This window comes from Chitinophaga sp., from assembly GCF_035538455.1.
Lineage (GTDB): Bacteria > Bacteroidota > Bacteroidia > Chitinophagales > Chitinophagaceae > Chitinophaga.
In genome coordinates this window covers 1-24,566 of the sequence record NZ_DATLKJ010000023.1, presented here as the reverse complement: position 1 = coordinate 24,566, position 24,566 = coordinate 1, and the positions used below count along the sequence as shown (strand labels likewise).

Genomic DNA, 24,566 nt, shown 5'->3' with positions numbered 1-24,566 from the left:
TAACTTTGTATCATGAGCATGCAGGGAAGTTTTTTTGAAGAGCCTTCTTCTGGGAAAGAGATTATTTTGAAAGATGGAGAACTGGCTTACTATCCGCAGTTTATCAATGCGGAGGAAAGCGATTTTCTGATGCAAACTTTGTTAAACACTATCAACTGGAAACAGGAATCCCTGGTCATGTACGGAAAAAAAGTACCGTTTCCCAGATTGATGGCTTGGTATGGTGATTCCGTCGCCCCTTACAGCTTCTCGGGTAACACATTCATTCCGCAACCCTGGACCCGGGAACTGCTGCAGATCAAAAACCGAATCGAACCTGTTGCTGGTCAGACTTTTAACAGCGTATTGTTGAACCTGTATCGCAGTGGCAATGACTCTATGGGGTGGCACGCAGACGACGAACAAGAACTTGGCCCAAATCCTGTTATCGCTTCCATGAATTTCGGTGCAACCCGCCGCTTTCTCTTACGTTATAAAACCGATCATCACCTGAAGTATGAAATCGCACTGCAACACGGATCCCTCCTCATTATGAAGGGCACATTGCAGCAATACTGGGAACACCAGGTACCCAAAACCGCCATACAGCTATCCGGGAGGGTGAACCTCACCTTCCGTTTTATTCACCCGTAAACCATATACCTGCTATGAACACCCTTGTTTTATTAATCGGAAATGACATCAATAACATTTCCAGCGGACAAAGCTGGAAGGACTTGCTGCAGGATATTATAACCTTTTGCCATACCGGAGATAGCGTGGTAATAGATGATAAAAAACCATTCCCACTCCTGTACGAAGAAATATTCCTGACCGCCATCAGAAGAGGGAAGCTCAGGGAAAAAGACCTGAAAGCATTTATTGCCATCAAAGCCGCAGAAATAAAAGGCAATGAAATACACACAGCCATTCGTGCGCTGAAACCCGCACATATACTCACAACCAACTATGAGTTCACCCTTGAAGGGAGAACGCCATACGAAAATACCAGTGTCATCACTGAAAAATTCTACAGTATCTTCAGAAGATACAAACTGGATGACATCACCTACTGGCATATTCATGGCGACTGCCTCAACCCAATGAGCATCAATCTCGGTTTTGAGCACTATGGCGGCCAGTTACAGCTGATGCGGAACTACGTGGTTAGCGGCACTTTCTATTCCAGCAAAGAGGTACCCAAGGCCTCCTTACTAAGACGTATACACGCCAAACAAGTGTACAACCACTCGTGGATTGACCTGTTCTTTACTCAGGACGTCCATATATTCGGACTTTCACTCGACTTTGTGGAAACAGACCTCTGGTGGCTGCTCACCTATCGTGCCCGCCAGAAATTTCATCACAAAAACATTCCCGTACCCAATAATATCTATTATTACATACCGGAAGAATATATGCTCAGCGCCAAATTCAAACTGGACCTACTGGCTGCAAACGATGTAAACATAATAAGTCTTCCCGGCAAGGATAAATTGAGTTATTACAAAAAAATCATTCAAAGCCTCGACAAACAAACTGATCGCTCATCACAGAAAAAAATGTAAAATCTGTAACATTCCTCATACTGGCAGCGTTTTTGCAAACATAATCTTCAAACAGACGTAAACCACTACGGTCCCTCTGTTGTTATTAAACTAAATTGATATTATGTTTTTAGAATTAGCATTATCGCTGGTTACAGCCTTTACAACACCTGTACAGAAAAAGCAAACACCCAAAACGCAGACTATTTATATAAAAGAATCAAAGGAACCGTGCACAGGGGTGGCGCCAATGGAATGCCTGCAGATAAAGGGGATCAAGGATTCTGCCTGGTCAAACTTTTACACCAACATTGAAGGATTTAAATACACTCCCGGTTATCGATACAAATTGGTAGTAAGGATCACTACCATTAAAAATCCCCCTGCCGACGGTTCTTCCTTAAAATACACGCTGAAGAAAATATTGGAGAAGAAAAAGATCAATACCGCCGCAACAGACAATAAACGCCAGTGGACATTCATTGCCAGCAAAAAATGGGGTCTCATCAAAATGGAAGACAAAGTACTTTCAGACTCAAAAATATGGATCGAATTTGACCCCGCTGCTAAACGTTTCTATGGCAAAGGCGGTTGTAACAGCATATCCGGCGGTTATGATACTTCCGGCGACCTGCTTACATTCAAAATGGCCATTAGTACCAAAATGGCCTGCATGGAAGAAGGCATCATGAAACGCGAATCCGAATTCCTGAACCATATCACTGAACAAACTTTCAGGTATGACGTGGCAGATCAAACACTCAACCTCTACAGAGATGGAAAAATTATACTGATGTTTGGTATGCAGGAAAAAGGGAAATAATTATTTACTACGCAAAAGATAAGGCCCCCCGCTATAGCGGGAGGCCTTTGTTTTTAATAAAGCTATGGTATATAACAATTAAACGCCTGCTATTAAAAAGCCTCTTCGGCCATATCCTTCAAAGCTGCTACCAGCTTACGTTTGGGATTATACTGAAATAACATGGCATTAGAGATATTCTCTCCTACCGTTACAACCACAGGTACAGTATCCGCCTTCTGTAAAGGCACCTGTACCAACAGATAATCTGCAGTCGCCTGCATTACCTGTGCAGGAACTTCGCCAAAAATCACCTTATTGGCTCCTTTCTCATCACTGAAGCCGTGACCTTTGATCATCAGGTAATTACCTGCATTTCCTGTCACAATAACTACATTTGAATCTTTCTCTCCGTCGTTTGAAGTGCACGCGGACAATGCTGTAAATAACAGCGTCAGGGCCACTACAAACATTCTACAATGTTTCATTTTATTTTTCTTTTTGGGGGTTGGGCAACATAACCCTTGTTACAAATAATACACCGGGGTTAACACCATTGCACGTTGCAACTCAGATCAGCAACAGTATTATTCGGTCTTAAAAACGGATGCAAATTTACACACAATCTTTCTGAAAAAAAATTTTAAATCAACATAAATAAAAAATCCGTACAACTACGTATACGGATATATGAAAAATAAACTGCCGCAATATATCACCAGATCCCCAAAACCTTCCACCAACCTGCTCCTACGCCCATCCATATAAGTATAAACGCAATGCTCAATACAAATCCACATTTCCACCAGTCTTTCAGATCAACATAAGTGCTTCCGAAAAATACCGGCGCAGGACCATGCCCGTAATGCGTGAGCGTACCAAAGATACCTCCGCAGAAACCCAGTACCAACGCCAGTAGTGTACCTGGTATACCCACCGAAATGCCTACAGCCAGGAATGCCGAATACATCGCCGCTACATGCGCTGTAGCACTCGCAAAAATGTAATGACTATAAAAATATACCAATACGATAATGGGGAATGCTACCACCCACTGCATATTTCCTACCTGCTGTTTTATTACATTACTGAACCAGGGAATAAACCCCAACGAATTAAGAAAACTCGCCATCATCACCAATGCAGAAAACCATACAATAGTATCCCAGGCCCCCTTCTCCGACTTTACATCTTCCCACGTCAGCACCTGCGATAACAGCAGGAACACCAACCCAATCAATGCAGTAGTCGTAGCGTCAATACCAAACAAATCTCCCGTAATCCATAGAAACAATAGTATTACAAACGCCAGCAGCATAAACCATTCATGCTTGTGCACCGGCCCCATTTCCTTCAGCTTTTCCGCAGCCATTGCCGGTGCATCACCAGTGGATTTCAGTTCCGGGGGATAAATCTTATACAGAATATATGGCAATGCAATAATAGACAACACGGCAGGTACTACCGCAGCCACAAACCACGACATCCATGAAATCTCAATACCCAGATTCCTCGCAAACTTCTGGCACATGGGATTGCTCGCCGTCCCCGTCAGAAACAATGAAGACGTAATGAGATTCATATTATAACTGCTGAGCGTAAGATAGCTCCCCAGTTTGCGGTGGGTAGACTCGTCTTCCGGCACAGACCCAAAGTTCATGGCCATAGATTTCATGATAGGATATATGATACCTCCACCTCTCGCAGTATTACTGGGCACCGCGGGAGCCAGTACCAGGTCTGCAAGCCCCAGGCCATAGGCCAGCCCCATAGAGCTACGGCCAAATATGCGGATGAAAAGATAGGCTATCCGCTTCCCCAGTCCGGTTTTGATAAACCCTCTCGCTATGAAAAATGAAATACCGATCAGCCATATTACCTTATCACCAAAACTGCTCAACGCCAGTGTTATAGATTTACCCGGATTACCCGGCGCCAATACCCCACTCAATGCTACCATTGTAATCGCGATCATGGACATCGTTCCCATAGACGCAGCTTTCAGGATAATACCCAGTATCGTCGAGAGAAATATGGCCAGCAAATGCCAGGCGTCTGCCGTAACACCCTCCGGCGCAGGAATAAACCATATAATAACACCAAAGACAAGTGTAATAAGCAGTTGTGGATATTTAATCTCTTTCATATCTGATAACAGTTTTTATAATCTGCACTGCACCTGAACAATCATCAGGTTACTGTTGTGGGTTTTGGTTCCGGTAATATCCTTATCGTAATTATCGATCTGCATGCCCAACTGTACACGGCCGCCATAGTCCTTCAGGAATGCCAGGCTGATCATAGGAATGTAAGTACGCCGTGAATTACCGGTATGTTTGAAATCCTCATTAAAATACTCATACCGCATAGAAAACTCAATGGAAGTGAGCTTATGGTAGTTAATCTTATAACGGAAATTAGGCAGCACATATACCCCATGCATCTGGTACTTACTAACAGGGTCCGCTCTCAGACTGTCCGGCAGCGAGTAGTAATATTTGTGATTGTTTCCCTGCTTGAATTCTGACTGGATCTCGAGGTCCCATTTAGGCGCCAGGGGAATCACACCCGATACATCTACCCCAAACGCATATACGTTTTGTTGCTTTACAGCACCAAAGCCGCCATTGAGGCCCACCGACAGCTTACTCATATCTCCGAACTCCAGCCTGGCTGTTCCCAGCTTGCCATTGTCATCGTCGGAGATCTGGTTGCGGTTATTACCGTTGACTACAGATAGCGCATATTTAACAGGCACCGTTCCAGTTTTATTGAACGCGCCAAACATAGAAACACCCACCTGAAAACTCTGCCAGCCATTACTGCCAAAGGAATAATACTGATTGGAAAAATCCATGGATTTGATAATATCCACCGGATACAGGTCTTCCAACCCAAAAGATGGCCGGAACTGACCAACCATAAAGTTCACCGCGTCATTCCAACGATAGGATACATAGGCGTTTTCAAGCACCTTCCCTTTGGGGTCGCTGCTGAAATCAGCCAGGTTTACCAGTACCGCGGCAAGAAACCGGTCGCTCACCTGTGCTTTCACCTGCAAACGCGCACGCTTCAGGCTGAAACTGTTACGCACTACTTCCTTTTCACCCGGCTGATGAGTACCATTCACATCCACATCCCGGTTCAGGGACAGCGTATAGCGGGCCTGGAATACACCACCCAGCGTTATTTTCTTGAGAAAACCGTTTACTTTTTTAACTGTGGAGTCGTTAACTGTACTGTCTTTAACAGGGTCATTCAGGGCATAAGCCGCAGTACCGGCAAGCAGAAAAAGGGTTAGTGATAGTAGCTTTCGTTTATGCATGTACGGTTGTTATGTAACGAGGACGAGCTCTCTCTTATCAGCATAACAACCCCGGGGAGGAAATGTTTCGAATCGGTGACTTTTAGATTTTGTGATGTAGGAATTTTAAAATTCCTACATCACAAAATTCAAAAATCTCAAATTATTTGATGAGCTTCAACTCATTGACAATATTCTTTGCACCACCCAGCTTTTCGATGCACCATAGCACATAACGCACATCCACACAGATAGTACGGTTGTACTCAGAGTCGAACTGGATCTTGTGACTCAGCGCCTCGTAGTTTCCATCAAACGCCAGACCAATCAACTCACCGTTAGCATTGATAACGGGAGAACCGGAGTTACCGCCGGTGATGTCGTTGGTAGTGATGAAACCAACCACTACATCATTACGCTTCGCATCTTTATACTGACCGAAATCTTTCTTTTTATAGAGATCAGCATAGTTCTCAGGCAAATCGAATTCATAATCACCGGGAACATATTTCTCCAGCACGCCTTTCATAGTAGTTACATAATCATAAAAAACGGCGTCACGCGGAGAATACGGTTTTACCTGGCCATAAGATACACGCATAGTGAAGTTGGCGTCAGGATACCTGTTAGCATTAGGCTGCATCTGCATGTTGCCTTTCAGGTATTCGCGGCCAAGGTCATTCACTTTCAGGTTGAACTGGGTGTATAATGGCAGGTATTTACCAGTATAGTTTTTGATGAATGTGCTGGCATAGGCAAATACCGGGTCATTCTGCAGGGTTACAGCGTCCGGGTTGGCAACAAATGCTTTCCATTTTGCATCATCCAGCAGTAGGGTGTTAGTCATCAGAGATGCTGCCCACAGGCGGTAAGTATTTTCATCATCCAGGCTGCCGAACTTATTTTTCAATGCATCGTAAAAACCGACAGGTTGCTGATCTTTAGGGATGTCTGTATAGAACATACGGCAGGTTGCTGCGAGAATTTTCTGATCGCTGGGTTTATTTTCGCCTTCGAGGAAAGCAGTACGCGCTTTCTCAGCAGCCTCTATAGCCTGAGCAGCGGCATTTTTGGCTGCACCGGGTGTCACCAGCGCTTTCTCTACCGCCATCAATGTACCTGCGTATGCAGCAAGCGGAGAACCGAGGATACCTTCGGTCAGGTATACACGATGTTTAGTATATGGTGTCCAGGCTTTATAAGCCGCCTCATATTCGCTGAGGATATTGGAAAACTCAGGTTTACCCTGCGCCCATTTTGCAAAGGCTGCTTCCTGCTGTTGCTTATCTTCAAGCACGTGGTGCAGTTTCAGCTGTTTGGTTTCGCCGTCAAAGAATTTCCAGTAGTTCGCAATGCTGGCATAAGAAGATGCCAATTGCAATTTTACCGCAGGGTCTTTGATCATCTGCTCCATCATGGCTTTCAGCCTTACATCACGCAGGTTCACCAGCGAAGGGTTTTCAATTGCTGTTTTCAGCTTGATGCCGTAAGAAGTTTCATACCTGTTGGTACCTCCAGGGTAACCAAAGATCATGGCGTAATCATTTTCCTTCACCCCTTTGATAGATACAGGCAGGAAGTGCTTAGGCTTCAATGGCACATTTTCAGCAGAATAAGGAGCTGGCTTGCCATCTTTACCTGCATATACGCGAAAGATGGAGAAGTCACCGGTATGACGGGGCCATTCCCAGTTGTCAGTATCTCCACCAAATTTACCCACACTTTCCGGAGGGGTACCCACAAGACGGATATCTTTATAACGCTCATAAACAAACAGCAGATACTGGTTGCCTTTGAACATAGGCACTACCCTGCCCTCGTAACCAGTGTTGGCAGTAGCTTTAGAGATAATATCACTATAGGCCTGCTGTTCTTTCTGTACTCTTTCTGCACCGGAAAGATCTTTCAGGGTTTCCTCCATCTGTTTGGTCACATCGTCCACTCTAACGAGGAACTGTACAGAAAGCTGGGAAGAAGGAATCTCTTCCTGCTTATTTTTGGCGTAGAAGCCATTCTTCAGGTAATTGTGCGCTACAGTGCTGGCAGCAGCGATGGCGCCATATCCGCAGTGGTGATTGGTAAAGATCAACCCTTCATTACTCACAATTTCGCCGGTACAACCACCGCCGAAAATAACAATTGCATCTTTCAGTGAGGCTTTATTAATGCTGTACAATTGGTCTTTGGTGAGCTTAAGTCCTCTTTTCACCATGTCATTGTACGTTTGCTGCCCCAATAAATAAGGCAGCCACATGCCCTCATCCGCTTTTGCCCATTTAATATTGACACAAAGCAGCAAGAGCAAAACCATTAAATTTTTTCTCATATAAAATCAGGTTTTGTTTTTGGACCTCAAACCTAGCTATTTTTTCTTTAAGGAACAGAATCTACGGGCATAATGCCTGCTTCTTTACCCGGAAAAATCTTCCCGGGAATAATCATATGAGCACCCGGCGCAAAAAATGGAATATGTTTTGATAAGGGGCTTAAATAGTGTATGTGCCAGATTTTACTTGTACGCTAAAAACATAAATACCAGAACTATGAAAAAGATATGCTTATTATTGGGGGTGACCGCTTTTTTCGCCTGTAACGAAAGTAAAAACCAGCAGGATAAAAGAGATGACATCAAAGAAGACGTAACCAAGGCGAAAGAAGACATTAAATCTGCCATTGAAAATACCGGCGATTATCTTACTGAACAGAAAAAGCAGGCCGAAGACGCCATTAATGAGCGGATTCGGGAAATTGATCAAACCTCCGCAGAGCTCAAAAAAGAGGGCACCGAGAAAAGTGAAGCCGCCCGCCGGAAACTTGAAAGCTTGAAAACCGAAATGCGGAAAAAAATGCAGGACATCAAAGCCAGCAGTGAAGCCACCTGGGATAGCACCCGCAAAGCCAGTGATGAGCTGATGCGCAAGTCTGACAAGGAGTGGACTGATTTCAAGCAGGACTTCAAGGATTTGTTCAAAAAAGACAGCTGACAGCCTTAAAATTCAGGGTGCCTTGTTCCATGAACTTTATTCTTGTAATTTTACCCGTCTTAAACAAATTTGGATTTGCTACTTTCTCATTATCAGGATATATTACTGGAGGCGGGCTGTGATGAAGCCGGAAGAGGGTGCCTGGCGGGCCCCGTATTTGCCGCAGCGGTGATTTTACCACCGGGTTTTAAGTTGCGTGGACTGAATGATTCCAAACAACTTAAAGCTGAAGACAGGACCCGGCTCAGGAAACTGATAGAGGAAAAAGCACTGTATTACGCAGTGGCCAGTGTAGACAACGTGGAGATTGACAAGATCAATATATTAAAAGCTTCCTTCAAAGCCATGCATCTGGCTCTGGAGCAGCTGAGGCAGCAGCCTGAGTATATTATTGTAGATGGTAACCGGTTTCAGGCCTATGGCAATACGCCACATGCCTGCATTGTTCAGGGAGATGGCAAATACGCCTCCATAGCTGCCGCTTCCATCCTAGCCAAAACGTACCGGGATGAATATATGCAAAGCATACATGCCGACTATCCGCACTTTGGCTGGAATGAAAACAAAGGCTATCCGACCAGGCAACACCGCAACGCTTTGCGTGAATTCGGCGAAACACCCTTTCATCGCAAATCATTCCGCCTGCTACCTGAACAACTGGAACTGGATCTGGGATAGCACCTGTATCAGCTATAGCTTAATTCATTACCAAAAGCTAACAGCCAATTACAGACTGCTATTCACTTACTTCTTAATTTTGCCCTGATAGGGATTGGATTATGCTAAAGCAGACTCAACAGCAAAAACTATTACAGAAACTTTCACCTCAACAGATTCAGCTAATGAAGCTGTTGCAGGTTCCTACTGTCAATCTGGAAGAAAGAATAAAAGAAGAACTCGAAGAAAACCCCGCACTGGAATACGGAGAGGAAGCACACGAAGACGAATTTAAAGAACAGGAAGATTTTGACGCAGCAGGAGAAGAAAATGAAGACGACGAATTTGATCCGGATGGCAGCGAAAGCGAATATGACAACATAGATATTTCAGAATATGTGAGTGAAGGAGACGATGATGTGGCAGACTATAAACTGAGAGACGACAACTACCCGGATCCGGACGAGAGCAATAAAACAATACCCATCCGGGTTGAAACATCCTTCCATGAACATCTGCTGGGCCAGCTCGGCATGCTGGAACTTGACGAACGTCAGAACGCCCTTGCCGAACATATCATCGGCAGCATTGACGATGACGGCTATCTGCGCAGAGAAGTAAGCGCCATAGTGGATGACCTCTCTTTCTCCCAGAATATTGAAACAACAGAAGAAGAAATACAGGAACTGATCAGGAGAATCCAGGAATTTGATCCTGCCGGTGTTTGTGCCACTGACCTGAAACAGTGCCTGCTGTTGCAGCTGAAGAGAAAATCACAGGAAGATGAAGGCGTTCATACCGCCTATCTTATCCTGGAAAACTACTTCGACGAGTTTACCAAAAAACACTACGAGAAAATACAAAAGGCCCTTAGCCTGAGCGATGAAGCCCTCAAAGCCTCCATCAATCAGATTATCCGCCTCAATCCCAAGCCAGGAGGTAATTACGCTACGCTCAACAAGGCGGAAAGCTACGTATTGCCCGACTTCTTTATTATCAATAACGGTGGCAAGCTGGAATTGACCCTCAACTCAAGAAACGCCCCGGATCTGCGCATTTCAGGCGGTTACCGCGAAATGCTGAGGGAATACGATCGTGGCGATAAGAAAGATAAACGGCAGAAAGAAGCGGTACTGTTTATCAAACAGAAAATAGACGCCGCCAAATGGTTTATAGACGCCATCAAACAGCGTCAGCATACTTTGTTATCTACCATGGAATCAATCATGGACTATCAACGTGAGTTCTTCCTCACCGGTGATGAAACCACCATGAAACCCATGATCCTGAAAGATATTGCAGACCGTACGCAGCTCGACATTTCCACTGTAAGCCGTGTGGCCAACAGTAAGTATGTACAAACGGAGTTTGGTACTTTCAAGCTGAAATTTTTCTTCTCAGAATCTCTTTCAACAGACAGCGGAGAAGAAGTTTCTACCCGTGAAGTGAAAAAGATCCTGTCGGATCTGATAGAAGCGGAAAATAAACGCAAGCCGCTGAGTGATGAAAACCTCACTAAAATGTTGCAAGACAAGGGTTACAACATTGCAAGACGTACAGTAGCCAAATACCGGGAGCAGTTGAATATTCCTGTAGCCCGTTTACGTAAAGAACTATAAGAAAACAAGAATGCATCAGGCAATATCAGGAAAGGACAAACAATTTCAGATGGAACCGGATTTCTCACCCGCGGCACGTTCTGTGGCCCAGGTGGTGTCCTATATTACGCATCCCTTATTCATTCCTTTGCTGGTAACCTTCCTGGTACTGCAGTCAATCCCTGAATATATGGTGGCTTTCAAGCCCCTCACCAAGCGATTTCCGTTTGACATGCTCTATTTCAGGGTAGGTATTATCAGTCTTTTCTTCCCGATGCTGACGGTACTGCTGGCAAAATCACTGGGCTTTATTTCTTCAATTTATATGAAGGGGCAGAAAGACCGTATTATTCCCTACGTAGCCTGTACAATTTATTACTTCTGGGCTTTCTATACTTTCTTACAGGAAGGCCGTGCACCGAAGTTTTATACAGCATTTTTCCTGGGTATCTTCCTGGCTATTTCAATTTCTTTCGTTACCAATATTTTCATCAAAACGAGCATGCATACAGTTGGCTGGGGAGGCGTTATAGGCTTTCTGTTGTCACTGATGTGGGGAATGCATATGAATGTATCTACTCCGCTCGTTATTACGTTCTTTGTGGCTGGCCTCGTGGCCACCGCGAGGATGGTATTACGCGCCCACTCTCCTGCTGAGATCTACACGGGCTTTTTTATCGGGATTATCTGCCAGCTGGCGGCCTGCCGGATACTGGTTATCTGAATTTTTTCAGGAGCTTATTTTAATTGGGGTCTTACCGCCATTCTACGTTCCTTGCCCGGCTCTCTTCTCTTTCAGAAGGAGTAGCTTGCAAGGAACGGGGGAACAAGGAAATTAGAATGGCGATAAAAAGTTTTTGGGGTTTACCGTTACAGCCGGGATGCTTCTTGCCGATGATCCCCTGTAGCATGGATGCAAAGGCCGTAAGGCAGGTTAACAAACAACTAACAAACTGTGCATGGGTTAACTTCTAACAACTAAACTTGACATCACAAAAGTCCGATTTTCTACATTGACACTCAAGAGTATAACTACGCTTTTTTAAAAAGCAGTAGTTTCCCTTGCATTGATTTTCAACATTTTTTGAGGCTTTCAGACCTTCTTGTCTTCCTTTCATCAGGCTTCAATAGCTGTACGATACCCAGCACATCTGATCCAACCATCCAGACACTACCATTGAATAATATTCAAATCCAGTCTTATATATATTAATATAATCACACATTCTCAGGAGATGTCCGCATCAAGTCCACCTTAACTCCCTATCAAGTCCACGTATACTCCCAGGATACAGTACTGATGCAGGCTGTAGGACTGTAATATATCACGGTAGAACTTCTTTCAGGAGCTATTTCTAAGCTATCTTTCATCTTTTTCAACTTGATCCGTGATTACGCACATTCAATGCGTAACACCCCTGGATCTTTGTTTTGCCATTGCGGGTTAACCCCTTGAAACAATATTCAGAGAAGCAGTTGCATGACCGGCTACTATTTTTTTTAGCATACTTAAAAATAAAATGCTAAAATTTTTAGGAAAATAGAAAAATAGGTTATAATTTAGCAAACCGATTGTGATTCGCTTTTCGTTTAAATTTGTAAAAAACACGTAATTATATGTCTACAGCAAATACAGAAAAACTGAAGGCTCTCCGCCTCACAATGGATAAGATTGAAAAAGATTTCGGCAAGGGATCAGTGATGATGATGGGAGAAAAAGCCGAAGCACCAATGGAAGTCATTTCCTCTGGTTCCCTGGGTCTTGACATTGCGCTTGGTATTGGAGGCTTTCCAAAAGGAAGGATTATTGAAATATATGGTCCTGAATCATCCGGTAAAACAACCGTAGCTATACATACTATTGCAGAAGCGCAGAAGAAAGGTGGTATTTGCGCTATTGTGGATGCAGAACATGCTTTCGATAGCAGCTATGCAAAACGACTGGGTGTGGATGTAGACTCACTGTTGATATCTCAACCAGACCACGGTGAGCAGGCACTTGAAATTGCCGACCGTCTTATCCTGTCTGGTGCCGTAGATGTAGTGGTGATAGACTCCGTAGCTGCGCTGGTTCCTAAAAGTGAACTGGAAGGCGAAATGGGTGAAAGCAAAATGGGCTTACAGGCCCGTCTGATGTCTCAGGCACTGCGTAAGCTCACCGCCACCATCTCCAAAACCAACTGCTGCTGCATATTCATCAACCAGCTACGTGAAAAGATCGGTGTAATGTTCGGTAACCCCGAAACAACTACTGGTGGTAACGCCTTGAAATTCTATGCATCTGTAAGACTGGATATCCGCCGCATCAGCCAGATTAAAGATGGAGATGAAGCAATCGGTAACCGTGTTAAAGTGAAAGTAGTGAAAAACAAAGTAGCTCCTCCTTTCCGCCAGGCCGAATTCGACATCGTATACGGCTATGGTATCTCCAAAACCGGTGAGATCATCGACATGGGCGTAGAATACGGTATCATCCAGAAGAGTGGCAGCTGGTTCAGCTACGATTCCAATAAACTTGGCCAGGGCCGTGATGCAGTAAAACAGCTGCTGGGCGACAATCCCGAACTGGCAGCTGAGATAGAAGGAAAGATCAAAGTGAAAATTGCAGAGAAACAGGAAGAAGCATAACCAAGGTAGGTTTAAGCTACTACTACTATCGCAATTGACACTGCCACCAATTAATAATTAACACAAGTTCTTTGTTATGTGATTCCGGTGCATGTTGTTAGTCATTAACATCAGGTAACCGCTCTAATCTAATAAACACGCTAATCTGGTCTCCGGTACATTAGATAAGAAATCACAATTGATATGTGACGGTTCGGCCAACAACAGTGATGTTCAGCCAACAATAATGAGCCTATAACAAAAAAACGAGGTCATGATACCATGAATACATATGAAAATATGTGTTGGATATCTATTCATTATCTCAAACTGTTCATCATCACAAATAAGACGTGGAGACGGTTTAGCATATTAATATTAACATAGAACATACTTATAGACACAGTTTTAGTATACATATATACATAGAAGTTAGTTTTAGTAAGCATTGGGTTAGTATGCACATCCCTGCCTTTTCCTGGGCGGGGATTTTTTATTATTTTGATGTAGAATGAAGAGACCTCCGTATACTGAAGACATCTTCTTATTCCCTTTATTTGTAAATACAAAGCTGGCTATTGTGATATAGAACAGGAATCCAAACACCATTCTATAAAAATGTTTTCAATGACAACCTCTCCTTCTTCCCATCATGTACTCCCGGCCGGTGCCACACAGCTGCAACTTGAACAGTCTGTGGCCGACAATCACCAGGAACTTTTCTGCCTTGGCGCTACTGCACTTGCAGGGGAGATAAAAACAATCAATGATATCACCTGCACATACGCCGGAGCAGATATAGAAGCCATGATATGTTTCCCCGGAGCCGGCATCGCTGACAACAGCCTACCTCTGGACGAAATGATGACTTATTATCAATCACATCCTCCCCACTCTATCAGATACTGGTCACTCGCAGCAGCTACTACTCCACTCCTCAACGCACGTCTCCTGGCCCGCGGTTTTAAGCCCAGCTGGCCGCCATACTGGATGGCGCTTGACCTCGCAACGATCAATGATCAACACTCCCTGCCTGAAGACATCCAGATAAAAGTTGCCGACAATCCCGAACATCTCAGAATTAAAGATCTCCCTTACTCCGATGGAAACTCCACCATTCCAGAAACACTTCGGGTAAAATTTCCTGAGCGCACACAACGATTCATCGCTGTCAGGAAAGAAAAAATCATCGGACATAGCGAAGTTTTTTTCACAACCGGAGAATATGGCAATGCCGGCATATATAATGTCGGGGTTATCCCCACCGAGCGGGGAAAAGGTGTTGGCAGGGCCGTTGTTATTGCTGCATGCAAATTTGCCCGTCAACACGGCTATAACTATGCGGTACTAAATGCAACCGGACAGCGCATGTATGAACAGATTGGATTTCGGTGGATAGGCAGCGGAGCCACCTGGCATATCGGGAATTTCACCACCTCGGACTTACCCGCAGCAGGTGACCCACGCATACATTGGGCGGAGGCAGTAGGCACAGGCAACCTGCCCGCACTGAAGGAACTATATCGGCAATCACCATCCGCAATAGATACCCCCGTAGCCAACGGTATGACGCTTATACAGCTGGCCGCTCATTGCGGGCAGGCACATACTGCAGAATGGCTTATAGAGCATGGCGCACGATACAATGTTCTGGATGTATGGGACCTCAATATGAAAGATAAAGCTGCTGCCCTCCTACATTCAGAACCGGAACGGGTAAATACATTATATGACGACTGGCTGCAAATCACACTTCTGCATATTGCAGCAGAACGAAACGACACAGCACTCGCCCAGCTGGCATTAAGTGCACACCCCGATCTGAGCATCCGGGATAAATTCTATAAATCCACGCCGCTGGATTGGGCAGGACATTTCGATAGAAGAGAAATTATACAACTGATTAAAAAATACGCTTCCGGCAAGTAAAAAGAAACACCCGTTCAGGAAATCTGAACGGGTGTTTGCAATCACTAGTTAGTATCTTACCAAAAACTAAGCTTCAGCCTTCATGCTCTTTGCATTTCTCTTACGTTCTTCCTCATCCAGGATGGTTTTACGCATACGGATGAAGTTAGGTGTAACTTCAATGCACTCATCATGCTGGATGTATTCCATACATTCTTCCAGCGTCATCAGCGTCTTAGGTGCAATGTTGGTAGCAGCATCACTTCCGCTCGCGCGCATATTCGTGAGCTTCTTACCTTCATTCGGATTCACCACCAGATCACCAGGTTTATTGTTTTCACCAATGATCATACCTCTATATACTTCTTCTCCTGGATCTACAAAGAAGAAACCTCTGTCTTGCAGTTTATCGAGAGAGTAACCTGTAGTTGTTCCTGCTTCCTTTGCGATCAACACACCGTTGTTACGACCAGGGATTGGTCCTTTCCAAGGCTTATAATCATTGAAACGGTGCGCCATTACAGCTTCGCCAGCGGTAGCAGTCAGCATCTGCGTACGCAGACCAATCAGACCGCGGGAAGGAATTTCAAATTCCAGATGCTGCATTTCACCTTTAGTTTCCATGATTAGCATTTCACCTTTGCGACGGGTTACCAGGTCAATCACCTTGCTGGCGAATTCCTGAGGTACGTCCACCACAAGGGTTTCATATGGCTCGCATTTCTTATTGTCAATATGCTTAACAATTACCTGAGGCTGACCAACTGTCAGCTCATACCCTTCACGGCGCATGGTTTCGATCAGAACGCCTAAGTGAAGAATACCACGGCCATATACCATGAAACTATCAGCACTATCCGTATCAAGTACCCGCAATGCCAGGTTCTTTTCAGTCTCTTTCATCAGGCGGTCACGGAGGTGACGGGAAGTAACAAACTTACCGTCTTTACCAAAGAAGGGAGAGTTGTTGATACCGAACAACATGTTCATGGTTGGTTCATCCACGCTAATGATCGGCAATGCTTCCGGAGTTTCAGCATCAGCGATAGTATCACCGATATTGAAGTCTTCTATACCTACAACTGCACAGATATCACCGGCAGTAACTTCCGTAACTTTTCTCTTACCTAACGCTTCAAAGATATACAGCTCGCGCACTTTCTGTTTCTTGATAGTGCCATCAGCCTGCATCAGGCTCACCCACTGGTTTTCCTGGATAGAGCCGCGGGTTACTTTACCTACTGCAATACGACCCAGGAATGAGGAGTAGTCCAGAGAAGTAATCTGCAGCTGCAGGTTACCATCGTCCACTCTAGGTTCCGGAACATACTCCAGGATACCATCCATCAGCGGAGTGATATCTTCGCTGGGAGTTAATGAGCTGTTGAACCAGCCATTCTTGCCAGAACCGTAGAAGGTTGGGAAGTTCAGCTGCTCTTCATTAGCATCAAGGTTGAAGAATAATTCGAATACTGCATCATGTACTTCATCAGGACGGCAGTTAGCTTTATCCACTTTGTTGATAACCACAATTGGCTTCAGGTTCAGCTGTAATGCTTTCTGCAACACGAAACGGGTCTGAGGCATAGGGCCTTCAAACGCATCCACCAGCAGGATCACACCATCCGCCATTTTCAATACCCTTTCCACCTCACCACCGAAGTCGGCGTGGCCTGGAGTATCGATCACATTGATTTTGGTTCCCTTATATTCTACAGACGCATTCTTACTGAAAATGGTAATACCTCGCTCTCTTTCAAGATCGTTGTTATCCATGATCAGTTCGCCGGATTCCTGGTTAGCCCGGAATACGTTTGCCTGGTGAAGAATTTTGTCAACCAGGGTCGTTTTACCGTGGTCTACGTGTGCAATAATTGCAATATTACGAATGTTCATATGTCTAAATCTTTAGCTATCAGCCATTAACAATTTTAGCGCTAATAGCTACAAAAAGAAGGCGCAAAGGTACGAAAACCTGACGAGAATGAAGGATTCCAGCTTTAAATAAATGTAACCATTTGGTCACTTGTGAAAAGCGACTCACTAAACACTGACTATCAACACCTTACATTGGAAACTAACTAGTAATAATGCCTGATTAGTTTAACTACATAATCTAACGCACTCTGGTTGGCAGGATTATCAATGGCATGGGCAATATCGAATTTTTCGCGGGAAGTAAGATGCCAGGACAACGCTGCAGCTTTATCCTGTTTCTGCGGTACATATTGAAAAATGATGCGGTGAAACTTATCAGGGAAATATCCTTCCATATAATTTACAAGATCATCCTGATCAAAATCCTGCATTGCGCTCCAATGCTGCTGCATAGTAAATAGTGGCTCAAACAGCAGATCCCCAAGGTCTTTGCTTTTCTTGATAGGAGCAATATCATTCTTACGGGTATCTCGGATCTGTATGTATACCACACCACTGGTATTTTCATTGATCCATTTGCTGAAAGTATATAGATAGCGCAGGGTGGTCTGTTGCCCGAAATTATCGCGGATGCCTGCATCCATCACATCCACAATGGGAGTGCTTGGCAAAAATGAATTGGGCAGTACATAAGGGAAAGTGGCACACATGCGTATCGCACTGGTGATGCGCAGATTCATCGCATTCTGCCCCGCAAAATATTGTGTAAAATCAACACCATCAATATCCCTGACCTGCCGTGTAGGGTACAGATACTGCGGGCTACAGAGGTAACTGATCGGCTGAGGTGAAATCATCAGCCGGCGGCCATCTGCATTGATCGTGGCATTCCATATCAACATAGGGATCTCTGCATCCTGCTCTGGTTGCTGGTAATCCTTCAACGTTTTATCCAGCACGCTATCTGTATTCTGATTCAGCTGCATTTCAAAGGCATAGCCACGGTCTCGCGCATATCGATTGTTTCCCAACTGAAAGCTGCGCCAAGGTGTTATAAAGTCATTTACTGCCAATGCGCTGAAAACAGAGTTCAACAAATCCTGTGAGACTTTATCCACATACCTCCGATCTAATACATTTATCTGCCTGCCCTTGCGCTGTTCATAATATAACTCCCGGAAATAACTGCCTCCAAGCATCCCTCCTGACGCGCCCGTCATCAGTACAGTATGTTTCATCAAACGGCCTTCCAGCATGCTGTCCAGCCGTTGTAATACATTTACAGTCCAGGTAGCTGAGCGACTGCCACCACCACTAAAATTCATTACTATCAATGGTGGCTTTTTGTCGGCAGGAAACCCGGCCCTCCATTTTTTGAGGATGCCCAACGTCTGCTCTTTGTCTGCATCGCTTCTTTCTTTTGTAAAGAACCGCTGCAGTGCATCCACACTATATTCCGGACGTTCCTTCTTCTGACGGTAATTCAGACCATATGCTTTATTGCGGTTATCCACCCAATCGTGCTCCACCATCCAATTCAGACCGAACATAAACACCAGCAACACCGGTATGGACCACGTCTGCAACATGTAAGAATAGGCTCCGGCTACACCTATCAGGAATGCAAAAAATATCAGCACACTGGCGCCCGCGGGAATCCTGAACACTTCGTAATCCATCATATAGGCCAGTATCACCAGGAAAACGAGGGCGCAACCCACAGTGATCATGGCGGCAAAATGATGTTGCTTGAGAATGCTGTCCAGGTAATGTTTATTGTAGTGATCTACATTACGGGCGCGACGAATACGCCAGGGAGTTGTAAAGTAGTTGTGTACAGGGAGGGCATTTTCATCTGGCTCTTGTGTGGGCTTCAATATCACACGTAAAAAATTCCGTGGGTTACCAAAACGCTTCTCCAGACGTCTGCCTATATTTTTATCTGCGTTAAAAAAATAAAAGAAACAAAAGAAGAATACGAATAAGGCTCCGCAGATAAAACCTTCTCCCAGCAGGAGTATGTCGGGCAAGCTACTCAACTGCTCATAACGTTGGTACTCCCATCCCCGGTATAGCAGGCACAGAAAAAATGCCAGCGGAATGATGGAGTTATTCAGGCAGTATTTGAAAAAAGGTTGTGCTGTAGTGGCCAGAAACTTGAACCGGCCTGTATGAAGAATGAATGTAGTGATCTGCCAGCTCATGATAAACATGCCAGTGGCGAGTCCCAGGATGCCAGTACTATAAAAGTTTACTTTGCCCAGGTATTCTGGTGCGAGGTATAAGGCATCACCGCCAAATACTTTGGCGAATCCTCCGTTGATAGTGCTGAAAAGAATAACCCAGAAAAGAAGCAATACCTGGTATTTTCTGAAATGCAGCAACAAAAGTTGTATAGGGAAGGAATAGTAAATTTTTATCAGTAATAACTTCACCTTCATCAGACGATTATTACAGATAAACTTACGGAATAATTACGAATTCCGGATTCCCGCTTTACCTCTACTGAGGTATAATGTCCATACAAGTGAGAGCAACAGCAGCATGCCAACGCATTGATGCAGTATACCATATGATACAGGTATTTTTGTCTGGCTACTAAGTAGTGTGAGCACTCCCAGCAATACCTGCAGCAGTACCAATACTAGCGGCAGATAGCGGGTACCATGCAACAGACTGCTGGCAGGCACTTTGCCAGCTTTCCACCACCACAGGGCAATCAGCACTGTAATAACATAAGCCAGTCCGCGGTGAATAAACTGAATGGTAATAGGATTGTGTGCGATGTCTGTAAAGAAGCCCCCCTGTGAAAACATCCCCGCAGGCACCCAGGTTCCATTGATATCAGGCCAGGTATTGGCATTGAGCGCGGCGTGTAAACCTGCCATGAATGCGCCAAACACCAGCTGTATCGTTACAATTACCAATAGCCATACATTGAGCCTTTTCAGTGACACAACTGGCAATACTTCTCTGTCAGGAACACTGATTTTCAATGCAAACCAGAATGTATAGCACAGCAACACCAATGCAGATATAAAATGTACAGCCAATCGTATGTGGCTTACATATAGGTTTTCGTCGTTCAGACCGCTCTTCACCATAATCCAGCCAATCGCACCCTGAAGGCCGCCCAGTATAAAGAGTACAACCAAAGGATTGACCATGCTCTGGTTGATCTTCTTCTTTACAATAAAGTAGATAAATGGGATAATGAATACAAACCCGATTAACCGGGCCCAATCGCGGTGCAACCACTCCCAGAAATAGATAAACTTAAAATCAGATACTGTGAAATGATTATTTATATACTTGTACTGAGCAATCTGTTTATATCCGTCAAACGCTTTCTGCCAGGCCGCTTCATTCATTGGAGGGAAAGCGCCAAGCAATGGCTGCCACTCAGTGATCGATAACCCGGAACCGGTAAGACGGGTAATGCCTCCCAGTAAAACCTGTATTACCAGCATGCCCACGCCTATATACAACCAGATGGCAACCGGGCGGTTATTTTTAATGTCTACTGCTTCCATATTTAATAGCTACTGCTTCCATAAACGCTGCAAAAATAGGGATGAAAGCCGAACAAATCCTCACATTATTTTAACAAAGGCGTAATATTCTGTTAATGCAAACGTCGGAGCTTTGCGTCGACAAATTAAAACGGTTCCATTGTATTAGCTAATACGGCCCAGATTAAAAAAATGCACAACACATTAAAAATATAATGTCATGAAACACTTACGTTTTGTTTTAGCTCCCAAAACAGCAATCATTGTATTAACAACTATTCTTTTCCCTTTTCTGCAGAGCGTTGCACAGGAAAATGTATTTGCTTACAATGCCAGCAGGTTTGTGAATGAGAAACCAGTAGCGGAAGCAGCAAAAAAATCTTTCAGCATTAAACTTGCACAACTGGATAAAGATTCACTGCTTTTCAAACTTTCCGTTGAAAATCCGGCAAATGAAAAGATCACGCTGTACATTAAAGACAACTACAATAATGTATTGCTCCGTGAAACACTGCCTGCTACTGCTACATTCGAAGCTCGTTACAACCTGCAATCCCTCGAAGATGGCCAATACACTTTCGAGATCAGGAATGGTAAAAACAAACTGGCAGAGAAAGCCATCGGCATCAAAACACAGACTATTGTAAACAGGAACGTATCCCTGTAATTACAGCGTTTTCATAATGATACAGCTGCAATAACAAGCTATACTTTAAAGCCACAGACCCGTTATGGAAAATATTCCTTAACGGGTCTGTGGCTTTTTACCTGTAGTTACAATAGTTTCCGGGCTACTTGGATACCATTGCTTCATAGAGCACGTCCATCATCTTGCCCCTTGTATTCAGTGCGGATATTTTCGTATTGGCGCCACCGTTAGGATATACCCGGTTGCTCAGGAAGATAAACACCAGGTTGCTCGATGGGTCCGCCCAGACACAGGTGCCGGTAAAACCGGTATGTCCGAAAGTAGCTCCTGACACATACTTGGCGGGATATGGCTCGCGCCTTGCGTTATTGTCTTTTTCCGGTTTGTCGAAGCCAAGACCACGGCGGCTGATTCCGCTGTTATAAGCAGTGAACAGTTTCACCGTTTCAGGCTTAATGTATTGTACACCATTGAAACTTCCGTTATTAAGCAGCATCTGCATAATAACACCAAGGTCATGGGCATTTGAAAACAGACCAGCATGGCCGGCTACGCCGCCCAGCATAGCTGCACCTGGATCATGCACATCGCCACGCAGCAGCTGGTTCCGGAAAAAATGCTCTTGCTCCGTAGGTGCAATCACTTGCAAGGGAAATCTTTCTGTAGGTAAGAACCCGGTAGTGGCTAGTCCCAGCGGCTTATAGAAGGTATTGTACACATAGGTATTTAGCTTGTTACCGGTAAGCTGCTCCACGATCTTCCCGAGGAAAAGGAAGTCGAGGTCGCTGTATACATAGCCTGGATGGGACGTTACTTTACTATCGAGTATCTTCTTCCAGATAGAGTCGACATACCGGTGATCCATATACATTTCTTCCGCGACCCTTATAGCGTGTAAAGAATCCGGATCACTGTGGTATAATATTGTATCCGCATATCCGTCTGGATAGAGCGTTTCTTTGTAAAAAGGAATAAATGGCACCAGGCCGGCCTGATGCAACAGAATATCGCGGATCTTCAATCCGGCTTTATCAGTACCTTGTACAAAGGGCAGATAGCTACCCAGGGGCGCATTAAGATCGATACGGCCTTCGTCGTAAAGACGCATAATAGATAATGTGGTGGCGCAGACCTTTGTTACTGATGCAAGGTCATAAATGGATTGTGGTGATACCGGCTCCTGCTTATTATATTCAAAATGACCGAAGCAGCGGTTATATATCACTTTACCGTCTTTCATCGCCAGCACTTCGCAACCGGGAGCAGCGCCGCGGGAGATCATTTCATTAGCCAGTCCATCGATTTTGAGTAACGTCTGTTCGTTCATGCCGACTTCTGCAGGAGCAGCGACAGGCAAATTCGTATATTTATTTATGTTATAAGTAATGCCGGTGCCCGATGGCAGCCCCGGGCAAACAGTCACAGGGAGCTTTCCTTTCGGAGCCAGCTTGCCGAAGAGGATATCAGCAGCAACCCTCTGGGTAGTGCTGTCGTCTTCATAAGCTGCGATAGTGGCCGGTGCATCACACCAGTACTGCAATGCATATGGATTGCCGAATACTACGGTTGCAGAAGGCAGCTCTTTCTGTAACTGGCTCACAATCAGCCTTTGGGCGAGAGAGAGTCCAAAGTTGCCGGCGGGGCGGCGACTGAAATTGTGCACACTGATGATAACAGCTTTGTAATCGCGCTGGATACGTGACGCGATCGGTGCTATCTGTTCTACTGACTGCCTTGCCGTAAAAATGAATGCATCGGTACTTGGCTTATATGCTTTCACGGCGTCGATGAAGGTATTGTTCACATCAGCCCCCACAGCAACCACAGCCAGTTTTTGCTGAGTCATTGCCGGCGAAAAAGGTACGATGTTTTTGTCGTTCTTTACAAGTGTGAGTGCCTGTTCTGCGATACGGCGGCGCAACTGATCCGTCATTGCATTCAGATCTGCTGTGATATTGGCAGTATTGATCCGTTGAGGTTTCCACAGGCCCAGATCATACTTGGTGCGCAACACTTTTTTCACGCGCTCATCTACTTCTGCCTGGCTTATCTGTCCTTTCTTAATCGCTTTCCTGATGGCTGCCACACTACCTTCTGCAGTGGGTGGCAATATCATCAGGTCGTTACCTGCCAGCAGAGATTGCAATGACTCCTGACCTTTGCTGTAGAATTTGGCAATACCTTTCATTTCAAGCGCATCGGTAACCACGAGACCTTTGAAACCAAGTTCATTCTTCAGCAGGTCATTTACCGCCTTATAGGAAATAGATGTTGGTGTATTGGACTTTTTGTCGATAGCCGGTATGTAAAGATGTGCGACCATTACCGAACCAACGCCTGCTGCAATAGCCTCGCGGAAAGGATATAACTCCAGCGAATCCAACTGCTGACGTGTTTTATTGATAGAAGGAAGATCGAAGTGGGAGTCCACATTGGTATCGCCATGACCCGGGAAATGCTTTGCACAGGCCATAATACCGGCGTCCTGCATTCCTTTGATCGTAGCAACGCCCATCCGTGCTACCTGGTATTTATTTTCGCCGAAGGAGCGGTCGTTGATGACAGGGTTATTGGGATTGTTGTTTACATCCACATCCGGGGCAAAGTCGAGATGTATGCCGATGCGTTTGCACTGTTCGCCAATTATGCGGCCGGCTTCATATGCCAGTGCGGTGTCTTGTACAGCGCCAATCATCATATTGCGGGGAAGAGAAATAACGCTGTCCAGGCGCATGCCTAATCCCCATTCGCCATCTATGGCCACCAGTAGAGGAACTTTGGAAATAGACTGATAGTAGTTGGTAAGATTAGCCTGCCGTACAGGACCGCCCTGGAAAAAGATAACGCCCCCGACTTTATTGTCCTGGATATCTTTCACTACGGCGTTGATGTGGTCCTGGCCCAAGTTAGAGTGGGCACGGATCATAATCAGTTGTGCGATGCGTTCGTCTGGTGTCAGCGACTGGAAAACGCTATCGGCCCATTGTGATGCTTTGTCTTGTTGCGGCAGATGAGTTTGTGTGCTATTCTTCTTATGTTTCTTCCGGATGATATTGTCAGTGGGTTTTGAAATCGCGCTTCCTGTCATAAGCATTCCGGAAAGTCCAACAATCAATAAATGTTTCCTCATGTCATAAACTT

18 protein-coding genes are annotated in these 24,566 nt (G+C 44.9%); 10 read left to right on the top strand and 8 right to left on the bottom strand.

What is annotated here, in order from left to right; translation table 11 throughout:
- Positions 1-12 precede the first annotated feature (12 nt).
- The 3 genes from VM802_RS02280 (at position 13) to VM802_RS02270 (ending at position 2,349) form a co-directional block, all read left to right on the top strand.
- Complete coding sequence (locus VM802_RS02280) at positions 13-633, top strand: alpha-ketoglutarate-dependent dioxygenase AlkB family protein (protein WP_325527536.1); 621 nt, start codon at positions 13-15, stop codon at positions 631-633.
- A gap of 14 nt (positions 634-647) precedes the next feature.
- Positions 648-1,547 (top strand): hypothetical protein, encoded by a 900-nt coding sequence (locus VM802_RS02275; RefSeq protein WP_325527534.1) that lies wholly within the window; start codon positions 648-650, stop codon positions 1,545-1,547.
- 103 nt (positions 1,548-1,650) lie between these two features.
- Positions 1,651-2,349 carry a DUF4377 domain-containing protein gene (locus tag VM802_RS02270; RefSeq protein WP_325527532.1) on the top strand — a complete coding sequence of 233 codons (699 nt, stop codon included), beginning with the start codon at positions 1,651-1,653 and terminating at the stop codon, positions 2,347-2,349.
- Between the two features lie 92 nt (positions 2,350-2,441).
- Here the strand turns inward: VM802_RS02270 and VM802_RS02265 are convergent, their stop codons facing one another.
- The 4 genes from VM802_RS02265 to VM802_RS02250 form a co-directional block, all read right to left on the bottom strand.
- A complete protein-coding gene (locus VM802_RS02265) occupies positions 2,442-2,816 on the bottom strand; it encodes an IPT/TIG domain-containing protein (protein WP_325527530.1) in 375 nt (124 codons plus the stop codon).
- A gap of 227 nt (positions 2,817-3,043) precedes the next feature.
- Positions 3,044-4,474 (bottom strand): anion permease, encoded by a 1,431-nt coding sequence (locus VM802_RS02260; RefSeq protein ID WP_325527528.1) that lies wholly within the window; start codon positions 4,472-4,474, stop codon positions 3,044-3,046.
- Positions 4,475-4,489: 15 nt separating this feature from the next.
- The gene (locus VM802_RS02255; protein WP_325527526.1) at positions 4,490-5,653 is read right to left on the bottom strand and encodes a porin; all 1,164 of its coding nucleotides are present in this window, start codon (positions 5,651-5,653) and stop codon (positions 4,490-4,492) included.
- A 142-nt stretch (positions 5,654-5,795) separates the two neighbouring features.
- Positions 5,796-7,958: a S46 family peptidase gene (locus VM802_RS02250; protein ID WP_325527524.1), complete on the bottom strand. Its 2,163-nt coding sequence runs from the start codon at positions 7,956-7,958 to the stop codon at positions 5,796-5,798.
- Between the two features lie 217 nt (positions 7,959-8,175).
- On the opposite strand from VM802_RS02250, the gene VM802_RS02245 reads away from it, so the two are divergent.
- From VM802_RS02245 to VM802_RS02220, 6 genes are all read left to right on the top strand, one after another.
- Positions 8,176-8,616 carry a hypothetical protein gene (locus VM802_RS02245; RefSeq protein ID WP_325527522.1) on the top strand — a complete coding sequence of 147 codons (441 nt, stop codon included), beginning with the start codon at positions 8,176-8,178 and terminating at the stop codon, positions 8,614-8,616.
- Positions 8,617-8,691: 75 nt separating this feature from the next.
- A complete protein-coding gene (gene rnhB / locus VM802_RS02240) occupies positions 8,692-9,294 on the top strand; it encodes a ribonuclease HII (protein WP_325527520.1) in 603 nt (200 codons plus the stop codon).
- 101 nt (positions 9,295-9,395) lie between these two features.
- Positions 9,396-10,892 (top strand): RNA polymerase factor sigma-54, encoded by a 1,497-nt coding sequence (rpoN, locus tag VM802_RS02235; protein ID WP_325527518.1) that lies wholly within the window; start codon positions 9,396-9,398, stop codon positions 10,890-10,892.
- A 49-nt stretch (positions 10,893-10,941) separates the two neighbouring features.
- Positions 10,942-11,595 (top strand): hypothetical protein, encoded by a 654-nt coding sequence (locus tag VM802_RS02230; RefSeq protein WP_325527516.1) that lies wholly within the window; start codon positions 10,942-10,944, stop codon positions 11,593-11,595.
- 893 nt (positions 11,596-12,488) lie between these two features.
- On the top strand, positions 12,489-13,499 hold the full coding sequence (gene recA / locus VM802_RS02225) for a recombinase RecA (RefSeq protein ID WP_325527513.1): 1,011 nt from the start codon (positions 12,489-12,491) through the stop codon (positions 13,497-13,499).
- 606 nt (positions 13,500-14,105) lie between these two features.
- Entirely contained in the window at positions 14,106-15,407 is a 1,302-nt protein-coding gene (locus VM802_RS02220) for a GNAT family N-acetyltransferase (RefSeq protein WP_325527511.1), read from the top strand.
- A 66-nt stretch (positions 15,408-15,473) separates the two neighbouring features.
- On the opposite strand, the gene typA is transcribed toward VM802_RS02220, so the two are convergent.
- From typA to VM802_RS02205, 3 genes are all read right to left on the bottom strand, one after another.
- Positions 15,474-17,282: a translational GTPase TypA gene (gene typA / locus VM802_RS02215; protein ID WP_325527509.1), complete on the bottom strand. Its 1,809-nt coding sequence runs from the start codon at positions 17,280-17,282 to the stop codon at positions 15,474-15,476.
- 185 nt (positions 17,283-17,467) lie between these two features.
- On the bottom strand, positions 17,468-19,705 hold the full coding sequence (locus tag VM802_RS02210; RefSeq protein ID WP_325527507.1) for a patatin-like phospholipase family protein: 2,238 nt from the start codon (positions 19,703-19,705) through the stop codon (positions 17,468-17,470).
- A gap of 33 nt (positions 19,706-19,738) precedes the next feature.
- Positions 19,739-20,797 (bottom strand): COX15/CtaA family protein, encoded by a 1,059-nt coding sequence (locus VM802_RS02205; protein ID WP_325527505.1) that lies wholly within the window; start codon positions 20,795-20,797, stop codon positions 19,739-19,741.
- Between the two features lie 199 nt (positions 20,798-20,996).
- On the opposite strand from VM802_RS02205, the gene VM802_RS02200 reads away from it, so the two are divergent.
- Positions 20,997-21,443, top strand: coding sequence for a hypothetical protein (locus VM802_RS02200; RefSeq protein ID WP_325527503.1), 447 nt, complete (start codon positions 20,997-20,999; stop codon positions 21,441-21,443).
- Between the two features lie 124 nt (positions 21,444-21,567).
- Here VM802_RS02200 and VM802_RS02195 read toward each other — a convergent pair whose 3' ends face one another.
- Positions 21,568-24,513, bottom strand: a complete 2,946-nt coding sequence (locus VM802_RS02195; protein WP_325527501.1) for a serine hydrolase domain-containing protein — start codon at positions 24,511-24,513, stop codon at positions 21,568-21,570.
- Positions 24,514-24,566 lie beyond the last annotated feature (53 nt).

Coding starts and splice junctions, on each gene's coding strand:
- VM802_RS02200 (WP_325527503.1), top strand. CDS start 20,997: ATGAAACACTTACGTTTTGTTTTAGCTCCCAAAACAGCAATCATTGTA.
- VM802_RS02245 (WP_325527522.1), top strand. CDS start 8,176: ATGAAAAAGATATGCTTATTATTGGGGGTGACCGCTTTTTTCGCCTGT.
- VM802_RS02275 (WP_325527534.1), top strand. CDS start 648: ATGAACACCCTTGTTTTATTAATCGGAAATGACATCAATAACATTTCC.
- recA (WP_325527513.1), top strand. CDS start 12,489: ATGTCTACAGCAAATACAGAAAAACTGAAGGCTCTCCGCCTCACAATG.
- rpoN (WP_325527518.1), top strand. CDS start 9,396: ATGCTAAAGCAGACTCAACAGCAAAAACTATTACAGAAACTTTCACCT.
- VM802_RS02270 (WP_325527532.1), top strand. CDS start 1,651: ATGTTTTTAGAATTAGCATTATCGCTGGTTACAGCCTTTACAACACCT.
- VM802_RS02220 (WP_325527511.1), top strand. CDS start 14,106: ATGACAACCTCTCCTTCTTCCCATCATGTACTCCCGGCCGGTGCCACA.
- typA (WP_325527509.1), bottom strand. CDS start 17,282: ATGAACATTCGTAATATTGCAATTATTGCACACGTAGACCACGGTAAA.
- VM802_RS02210 (WP_325527507.1), bottom strand. CDS start 19,705: ATGAAGGTGAAGTTATTACTGATAAAAATTTACTATTCCTTCCCTATA.
- VM802_RS02230 (WP_325527516.1), top strand. CDS start 10,942: ATGGAACCGGATTTCTCACCCGCGGCACGTTCTGTGGCCCAGGTGGTG.
- VM802_RS02195 (WP_325527501.1), bottom strand. CDS start 24,513: ATGACAGGAAGCGCGATTTCAAAACCCACTGACAATATCATCCGGAAG.
- VM802_RS02205 (WP_325527505.1), bottom strand. CDS start 20,797: ATGGAAGCAGTAGACATTAAAAATAACCGCCCGGTTGCCATCTGGTTG.
- VM802_RS02280 (WP_325527536.1), top strand. CDS start 13: ATGAGCATGCAGGGAAGTTTTTTTGAAGAGCCTTCTTCTGGGAAAGAG.
- VM802_RS02265 (WP_325527530.1), bottom strand. CDS start 2,816: ATGAAACATTGTAGAATGTTTGTAGTGGCCCTGACGCTGTTATTTACA.
- VM802_RS02260 (WP_325527528.1), bottom strand. CDS start 4,474: ATGAAAGAGATTAAATATCCACAACTGCTTATTACACTTGTCTTTGGT.
- VM802_RS02250 (WP_325527524.1), bottom strand. CDS start 7,958: ATGAGAAAAAATTTAATGGTTTTGCTCTTGCTGCTTTGTGTCAATATT.
- VM802_RS02255 (WP_325527526.1), bottom strand. CDS start 5,653: ATGCATAAACGAAAGCTACTATCACTAACCCTTTTTCTGCTTGCCGGT.